This is a genomic window from Pandoraea sp. PE-S2R-1 (assembly GCF_002179865.1).
GTDB lineage: Bacteria > Pseudomonadota > Gammaproteobacteria > Burkholderiales > Burkholderiaceae > Pandoraea.
The window spans coordinates 1-325 of sequence record NZ_NGUR01000040.1; the positions used below are offsets into that span (position 1 = coordinate 1).

Sequence of the window (325 nt, forward strand, 5' to 3'; positions counted from 1 at the left end):
ACGCAACACCTGCGTTGATGGCATTGGTCAACGTCCACTGAAAATTCGCCCCCACGTCGTAGTTGGTCATCGTTTGCGCACTGCCGCCTGCCTGGATCCGCGTCGCCGTGAAAAGCGCGTGCAGCAACCAGCGCTCGATCCGGTACGACATGCCGACACCGTAATTGCGCACGTTGTCGGTTGGGAACGTCGCGCCGCTGGCCAGATTCACGCCCTGATAGCTCGACAGCCCCAAGCCGCCACCGAGGTTCAACGTGCGGTTGTTCTCGCTCTCGTACGTTGCGCCAATCTTGAACGGGCCGTTGGCGTAATCCAGCGCGAACGC

General features: G+C 61.2%; 1 pseudogene. It reads right to left on the minus strand.

Going from position 1 to position 325, the window contains the following annotated elements:
- Window positions 1-325: pseudogene (locus CDV44_RS28130) on the minus strand (porin); the annotation flags it as partial.